Raw genomic sequence first — 7,126 nt, 5'->3', positions numbered from 1 at the left:
CATGTTGCTTTGCCATATGAGATCCTCCTTCAGCATGTTTCTATTGTACCATGCTTATGTGTATTTGGAATTTCTCATTTTGGCTTGTACTATTTATATTCTAGCAACATAGAAAACCAGAAAAGCTACAAAGAAGCCTGGGATGAAAACCTAAGAAGCGATGATCCACTGCTAAAGTATAAAACTAAACTTTTGATGCGGACAGCAGCAGCGGGACCAATTCGGGGATTTGACTCAGAGCTTATGCGAATAGTGATGGACATTATCACAGTGCACGAAGATGGCAGACTGCAGATAAGATTTTATGATGGAACAGAATTTGAGTTGGCAGCAGAATAAGGCAAAAGGACCGGTAGGGGAATCAGTGGGGTTTGCTTATCGGCTTTTTGCCTTATAAGAATAATGCTACATTTTAATGCTACAAAATTATTGACAAAACAAAAATGTAGTAATAAAATATAGTAAAAGGAGGGCCAAATGAAAACATATAGTGTTAAGGAAATTGCAGAACTTTTAAATACAAATCCTGAAACTGTGCGTAGATGGATACGTTCAGGAAAACTGGAAGCGGAGCAAGGCTCAAGAAAAGAAGGCAATGTAATCACTCAGGCAATGTTGGACTCTTTTTTGAAAACAACACCTAAATATGCAGGCGCAATGGTTGCTGGTGGTATGATAGCAGGACCGCTTGTAGGACTTACAACTCTTGCAGCAGGTGTAATGGCGGGAGCTCTAGCAGATAAGGCATTGAAGAATAGGGATGCCTTGAGGAATGCGAAGATAGCTCCAAGTGAATTGAAAAAATTGTTATATGAGGAAATTCGAAAATCGGAGATGCTTATTTCTGGAAAGAAAAAGAGTATCCGACAGCTTGAGAAGGAAATTGAAACCGAGCAACAACGAATTGATGAAACTAAGAAACTAATTGATGCCATTGAAGGCACACGAAAGGAGACCACACATGAATAATAGTTTGAGCACATTAGTAAAGGGATTAGGAAATGCTTTATTAAAAAATCCAGGAGATAAATTAGAGGCTTATGTTACACGTACAGGGCGACAGGTTGTTAAGCTACAGCAAAATCATGGTGGTGAAATTATTAAGAGAAGCGCAACAAAATATTCAACAGGCAAGATAGTGGAAACTATCGTTTATAATGCAAAATAAATATAAAAGGGCCGGTAGGTGAATCAATTAGATTTGCTTACCGGCTATTTTACGTTATAAGGTCTGTTGTTCAAAGAGCTCCATTTGCTGCTCTGAATCAGATGGCATGGAAACCTCTGGTATTTGAAGTGCCGCTAGGTCCTCGTCAGTCATTTGGTTCTTAGGCTTCGGACCTTTATTTGAGTATAGTTTTGTCATCTGGAGAGGGTGCTGAGTTTTCTTATTATATATAAGTAACATTGCCTCAGCAAATCCCCTGGAACCGGCGCCTCGTTCCCTGGAAGTACGACTAAGCTCTTTTAAGGAAATCATTCCAAGTTTTTCTTTGAAAATATTATCCTTTAAGTCATCGCCAAAGCAGTGAATCAGGCGGGCGGTTCCATTTAGCATATTGGCACTAAAAGATTTTGGAGAGCCTTCCCAGGCACCGATTAAAAGGCGCAGCGTGCGATCCAAGGTGTGGAATCCGTACTTGTCATAGATACTTTCTAGGGTGGCCACAGCACAAACGCATCCGGGGCTTGTCTTACTTGAAACAACGAGGTCATAAGATTCCACCAGGGATTTGATGATGAGCTGCTTGTCATTTCCAGCCTCAATATTTGCCATGAATATTTCATAAGGGGAGAGGGCCTTTGCATACTTCATCTGGTTAGCAAAGATGTCAGCTTCCCGTTCATATTCCAGATCATCATATATCATGCACCAGACAGGTGTTTCCCTGGATCCGGAAACAAGGGTGATTATCTCTATGGTATGCTGACCATTAAATACATAATTAACACCATCGCGCCTACTGACTTTCACAGGGTTGATCTGGCATAAGTCGAAATTGGCAGCAGCTTTTTCTACATGTTTGATTGATAGGTTTCTTTGGTAATCCTGGTTAGATACCAAGTTTTTAATAGGAATTAACTCATAGTGCACTTGTGGCACAAAGTCATTTATGTTTATTTCTCTAACTTCTTCGTTCATATCGATTCTCCTTTTGTTGCGGCTATTAGTATGTTAATAGCTTCCTGTAAAATTTGCAGTTTCAAGCCTAGTTTATCAAGCGCTTCTGGAGTGGCATGTTCAAAGTCAGCAGAGGAGCATGTTCTTTCAATGGAGCTGATCCAGCTTGGAATGGTAAGAGTTAAACTCGATATTTCAGCATTTGGATCATATTTGGGCATTTGCTTTATTTCAGGAGCTTTTTTGTACTTACTATCCGTTTCGGCTTTTATCTTTGCTACATGGTGATTGCGCAAAGTGCCGGAATGCAGAATAGATAAATCACCATCACTCATGATGCGGTCCCTGACAACAATGACTTCTGGAGCTGTCAGCCGGGAGAGGAGTATGGTGTTATCGTGTGATAATCGGAACTTTTCAGAAAGAAGTTCGTAGGCTATATCCTTGCTTTTTGAATAGATGGTATCTATCGCACCAGCAAAGGTACCATATTTCGAGATGGTACCATGTTTGATTCCACGCAAATCCGCTAATTCCTTTTCACACATTTCACTGGTTAGCATATTGGCAGGACGCTTTAATTCCTGGGGAGTGAATTGGTTCTGAATTGGATAGTTATCAATAAGCAGTTGCTTTTTGGATTCATAAAATTTGCCAATGCAGTAGCGGTTCCATTCGTCTGTCAGATAATCCAGGTACAAACACTTCTTACTGACATAGTTAATTACCTCGGATCGAAAATTGTATTCGAGTTCTTTGATTGTGAATGGAAGTTGAAATTCCTCACAGAACGCGTATTCTTCATAGCTATAAACAATAATTCTGTGCCAGGTAATAATGGGGTGGTCGCAACCAAAGTACCTGATCTGGCGTCTAAGCATATCCAGGCGATCTTGTGGCATGGGAGGTACAATTCTGCGGAATTCTTCATCGATTGCAAGTTTGTATTGTTTTCGTTTACTCATTATTACTCAAGCTCCTCCTTATAATTGGAAATGGATACAGCCTTATCTGCGCAGAAGTATACGAGTTCTTCCCTGGCGACAAATTGCCCCATAATTCGATAGGCCTGTTTGGTATCTACATCAAATAAAACCTTCCGTATTTGTCGGATGAGATATTTGCTGTAAAATTCACAGCACTGTTTTTCACCGATAGCATTCCAGTGGATACGCTCGGCACGCTTATCTGTGCTGGATCGTAAAGCAATGCAGCGGGTGGTTGGGTTGATCAGAATTTGGACATATTCTGGATCACCAAGTAAGTGAAGTGTCCGTCTATGTATTCGTATTCGATTGCTGCAACAATCAATAACCAGAGTTGGTTGTGCCTGCGAGACTGAATTGCTCATATGTTTCCTCCTGTTCTACCTGGACAGGTTCCGACTGCTCAGGTTGTTTTGATGATTTTTTAGATTCTTCCTGAAGGCCAAATACTGCGTAGCCATTAAAGGTGTTGACTTGGATATTTGATTTGTGTTCTTCCACTGGCAAACCAAACTGATTCTTCCATTCCTCCGGGAAAGTAGCAGTACGGGAGGTTTTGACCTTACCGTCGTCTTTGATCGCACGCTGATAGATTTCAGCAGAATTTAAGTCAAAGACAAAGAGAAGCTCATCCCCTGATTTGATTAACTTTCCCAAGAGCTTATAGCGGTAGTTACTATTCCAGTTCATAAGTGAGATTACCTTGGCAAAGAACATGCGGCAGGTAATTTGCTTAGGTGTTCTTTTAGCAGTAGCAGAGCACCAGCGGAAAGAGTCTCGCTCATCTTCCTGGCAAGGGCGGACCGCTAGCTTTTTTGTGTCTGGGTTCACCAATATTTGAACATAGTCAAAATCCGGTAATCGCTTAATACAGGCAGTATTGATCTGGACTTTGTAGTTATTAAATGTGAAGGAGGGTTCAAATACGTGAGAAAAAAATTCTCCTCGTACAACTTGATAGCCTTCAAAGGTAAAAGCCTCATCCTCCACATAATCTACAGCTTCTTTGAGTTGTGTCTCATCATTCATTATTTGCCTCCTGTCTCATTCCATCTATCATGGATTTGATGTTTTCTTCTATTTCTTCTTGAGCAGTTACCTGGAGCGGTGGATCTGGATTGTAAGAAGTTTTTTCTTCTTCCACAGACCAGTCTGACTCATTAAAAGCAGCTAGTTCGTTGGCTTGTGCCTGGCGATAGAAGTTGTTTCCAAAACTATATACCCATTCTTCCGGATAACCAAAAGTAGACGTTTTTGTGCCAAGTGGTTTGACATCCTCCTCAAATAAAGAAATAGGTTCTTCATCGTCTCCTTCAATGGTTGAGTTAGGAATTAAAATTTCTGCATCAGCCAAACTAAACAGAACTAAAGTGTTGTCGTTGTTGTGCTTCTTAAATCCCATGATTCGATAGTTGCAGTTGCTATCCCAGCCAAATAAGTCATATAGATTTGGTAGAAAAGCAGCACCAGATACCGGTTTAGGAACCTTAGCACCGTTTAATTGTCTGGACCATTCCATTGAGTTTCTGTTATCTTTTGTTGCTGGTTTAAACGCGATAATTCCGTTTCCAGGGTGAATCAGCATCTCAACAAAGTGAGAGTCTAGCTTGCGTACACATTCTGTGCTAAACCGAATCCCATTATTGGAAAAGGTCACATAAACTCGATTTGCTGAGGAGAAAAATTGAGCCCTGGCCACTTCAAATCCTCTGAGGTCAAAATCGCCTGAATTCACTTCAAAGGTCTGCTCTGTTGGCAAGACAATCGCTGGATCATAGACACTTTCCGAAGCACGCTTATAATCTGCAGCTTTGAAACCAGCCCAGCGAGGATTAACTGAAACAAATCCTCTCAGTGCACTGGAAGTGAATACATGCAAATCAGGCAGAAAACCTCGATTTCCGTATTTGGCGTTGCTGATTAGTCTTTGTACAGCTATGAAGTCATCACGCGAGATAATTGCCTCATGGTGGTTCTTCTGGCGGTATTGATTTCTGTCCTGTTTATTTTTCTTTGATTTGTGGTCCAGGTAACTTGGCGTCCAGGTTTTACGGGCCAATACGTCGCCACAGTGCCTTTCGTTTTGAAGCTGCTGCAGAACACTTCCAGCAGACCAGACAGTGTTGTTTAGCTTGGTTTTTCTGCCAAGGCTCGTTAGCGTTTCTGCGATTTCTTGACAAGTGTAACCGTACAGGTACATGAAAAAGATGAGACGCACAGTCTTTGCTTCTTCCTCATTGATCACCAGGTTTCCATCTTCGTCTAAATCGAAGCCGAGAAGTGTGTTTTTTGTCAAGCACTTTTCCCTAAAAAAAGCGTCAGAATTCCCTGTTTTTAGCAAAGGATTTTCCTTGCTTTAGGCAGGACGTTTTATGCATCCTGGCGCATGAGAGCATGCTCCATCCGGTAGCTTTTTCCCTCAAAGATCAGCAGGTGACCATGATGAACCAGTCTGTCAATCATGGCGGCAGCCATCTGATCGTCAGTGAATATTCCTCCCCATTTGGAAAATTCCAGATTGGTTGTCAGTATCAGGCTTTTACTTTCATAACTGTCTGATATCACCCGAAATAGCAGTTGAGAACCATCTTTGTCTACTGGTACATATCCCCACTCATCCAGGATCAACAGATCCAGGCTCCGTAAATCCCGGAGAAGCCTCTCCAGAGTCCCATTTTTGCGGGATTCCGCCAGTTTCAGAACCAGTTCCGTTACAGTGTAAAACTTTGTTTTATATCCAAGATTGCAGGCTTTCACACCAGCTGCGATTGCCATATGTGTTTTCCCTACTCCAACAGGACCATACAGTACAAGGTTCTTCTGTCCGGGCACAAACTCCAGTGATTCTAACTCCTCCCTGCTAAAAGCAGGAGGAAGTTTGACATGCTGGTAACTGTATCCTTCAAATGTTTTGTATGTTGGAAACCCGGCCCGTTTGATCAGACGTTTCCGACGGTTTTCATCACGCAAGGTGAGCTCTTCGTTCATAAGTCCCAGGACAAACACCAGCTGTTTCTGTGTTCCCTTCTCCTGGCAGGCCTCGGAGATCTTTGAGGATAGAAACAACTGTCTGCTGGCATTCAGGATCTGTGTGCAGAGGTCTTCTTTCATTTTGGGTGTCATCATAATGCTTTGCTGCCTCCTTTCAGGAATGCTTCGTCATAGATATCCAATGATGGACCGGTCTCTGGAGGAGTAGTGATCCCATATCCGGTGATCCGGGCAGCCAGTACCGATGCATCACAAATATTGATGTTCCCTCTGGCACATGTCATTTCCATTGCGCAAGCAGCAGCCTGAAAGCTGTACTGGTTTGTAAGTTCGCTCATGATCCGCAGGCAGTCCTTAAGTTTTTCTTTCGGCTGCGCATCCATGTATGTACGCAGGACATCCGGGGTTTCCTGCCGGAGTCCGCTGTTTCCCCATGCCCCGGAGTTTTTCATAAGCACAGCAAGCGTAGTTGTATAATCACTGACATCGCTCCTGTTGTCGCCGAATACACGCTTATGGGTGGTAATAACCTGCCCTCCGTCTGTAAGGATATCAACCGAATGGGCGCGGATTCCAACCAGTACCTTCTGATTGGCATTTTCAGGACTTGTTGAATAAAAATGTTTTCCATCCATGCAGACTTTTCCATAACCATCTGCCTTCAGCCATTCATATCTGCATACATTAAAAGGTTTGGGCGGCAGCATCAGCAACGCTTTGCGGTCTTCTTCAAAGAGTTCGCAGATTGGAACCTGTTTTTTATAGTGAAGCTCAGAAGCTTTCCGCTTATGCTTTAAAAGCAGCTTATGGTTATACTGGATAACATCTGAAAAATGCGGAACAGGCACAAAGAGGTTTGCCCTGTTATAATCCACCTCGCGTTCCACATTTCCCTTTTCCCATCCAGAATAAGGGTTGCAGAACCGGACACGGAAATGGTAATGAGCACGAAAACGGGAAAAAAGTTCTGTTTCGTGAATCATATCACCGATCCTGCGTCCAACACCAGTAGCATTATCAAAGATCA

At 42.4% G+C, this 7,126-nt stretch carries 10 protein-coding genes; 3 read left to right on the top strand and 7 right to left on the bottom strand.

Annotated features, from left to right (window positions below):
• The 3 genes from DXA97_RS20420 to DXA97_RS19125 form a co-directional block, all read left to right on the top strand.
• A partial coding sequence (locus DXA97_RS20420) for a hypothetical protein (RefSeq protein WP_347561709.1) occupies window positions 1–339 on the top strand: 339 nt, incomplete at its 5' end.
• A 138-nt stretch (window positions 340–477) separates the two neighbouring features.
• Entirely contained in the window at window positions 478–969 is a 492-nt protein-coding gene (locus DXA97_RS19130; RefSeq protein WP_118721426.1) for a helix-turn-helix domain-containing protein, read from the top strand.
• The gene (locus tag DXA97_RS19125; protein ID WP_118721425.1) at window positions 962–1,168 is read left to right on the top strand and encodes a hypothetical protein; all 207 of its coding nucleotides are present in this window, start codon (window positions 962–964) and stop codon (window positions 1,166–1,168) included. The genes DXA97_RS19130 and DXA97_RS19125 overlap by 8 nt, the downstream gene beginning before the upstream one ends.
• A gap of 54 nt (window positions 1,169–1,222) precedes the next feature.
• On the opposite strand, the gene DXA97_RS19120 is transcribed toward DXA97_RS19125, so the two are convergent.
• The 7 genes from DXA97_RS19120 to DXA97_RS19090 form a co-directional block, all read right to left on the bottom strand.
• Window positions 1,223–2,143, bottom strand: a complete 921-nt coding sequence (locus tag DXA97_RS19120) for a DUF6551 family protein (RefSeq protein WP_243107777.1) — start codon at window positions 2,141–2,143, stop codon at window positions 1,223–1,225.
• Entirely contained in the window at window positions 2,140–3,087 is a 948-nt protein-coding gene (locus DXA97_RS19115; RefSeq protein WP_118721424.1) for a hypothetical protein, read from the bottom strand. The genes DXA97_RS19120 and DXA97_RS19115 overlap by 4 nt, the downstream gene beginning before the upstream one ends.
• A gap of 2 nt (window positions 3,088–3,089) precedes the next feature.
• The gene (locus DXA97_RS19110; RefSeq protein ID WP_118721423.1) at window positions 3,090–3,473 is read right to left on the bottom strand and encodes a hypothetical protein; all 384 of its coding nucleotides are present in this window, start codon (window positions 3,471–3,473) and stop codon (window positions 3,090–3,092) included.
• Complete coding sequence (locus tag DXA97_RS19105) at window positions 3,430–4,137, bottom strand: integrase (protein ID WP_118721422.1); 708 nt, start codon at window positions 4,135–4,137, stop codon at window positions 3,430–3,432. The genes DXA97_RS19110 and DXA97_RS19105 overlap by 44 nt, the downstream gene beginning before the upstream one ends.
• Window positions 4,130–5,404: a recombinase family protein gene (locus DXA97_RS19100; RefSeq protein ID WP_182436965.1), complete on the bottom strand. Its 1,275-nt coding sequence runs from the start codon at window positions 5,402–5,404 to the stop codon at window positions 4,130–4,132. Before DXA97_RS19100 ends, DXA97_RS19105 begins: the two co-directional genes overlap by 8 nt.
• Before the next feature lie 74 nt (window positions 5,405–5,478).
• On the bottom strand, window positions 5,479–6,234 hold the full coding sequence (gene istB / locus DXA97_RS19095) for an IS21-like element helper ATPase IstB (RefSeq protein WP_207666860.1): 756 nt from the start codon (window positions 6,232–6,234) through the stop codon (window positions 5,479–5,481).
• A partial coding sequence (locus DXA97_RS19090) for a transposase (RefSeq protein ID WP_207666859.1) occupies window positions 6,231–7,126 on the bottom strand: 896 nt, incomplete at its 5' end. The genes DXA97_RS19090 and istB, both read right to left, overlap by 4 nt.

The organism is Clostridium sp. OF09-36 (assembly GCF_003481985.1).
Taxonomy (GTDB): Bacteria; Bacillota; Clostridia; order Lachnospirales; family Lachnospiraceae; genus Brotaphodocola.
Note: the sequence above shows the minus strand (reverse complement) of the source record. Positions and strands in the feature narration are given on the sequence as shown.

Bases quoted from the DNA above. Each gene is read 5' to 3' on its own strand.
- DXA97_RS19130 (WP_118721426.1), top strand. From the start codon at position 478: ATGAAAACATATAGTGTTAAGGAAATTGCAGAACTTTTAAATACAAAT.
- DXA97_RS19125 (WP_118721425.1), top strand. From the start codon at position 962: ATGAATAATAGTTTGAGCACATTAGTAAAGGGATTAGGAAATGCTTTA.
- DXA97_RS19120 (WP_243107777.1), bottom strand. From the start codon at position 2,143: ATGAACGAAGAAGTTAGAGAAATAAACATAAATGACTTTGTGCCACAA.
- DXA97_RS19115 (WP_118721424.1), bottom strand. From the start codon at position 3,087: ATGAGTAAACGAAAACAATACAAACTTGCAATCGATGAAGAATTCCGC.
- DXA97_RS19110 (WP_118721423.1), bottom strand. From the start codon at position 3,473: ATGAGCAATTCAGTCTCGCAGGCACAACCAACTCTGGTTATTGATTGT.
- DXA97_RS19105 (WP_118721422.1), bottom strand. From the start codon at position 4,137: ATGAATGATGAGACACAACTCAAAGAAGCTGTAGATTATGTGGAGGAT.
- istB (WP_207666860.1), bottom strand. From the start codon at position 6,234: ATGATGACACCCAAAATGAAAGAAGACCTCTGCACACAGATCCTGAAT.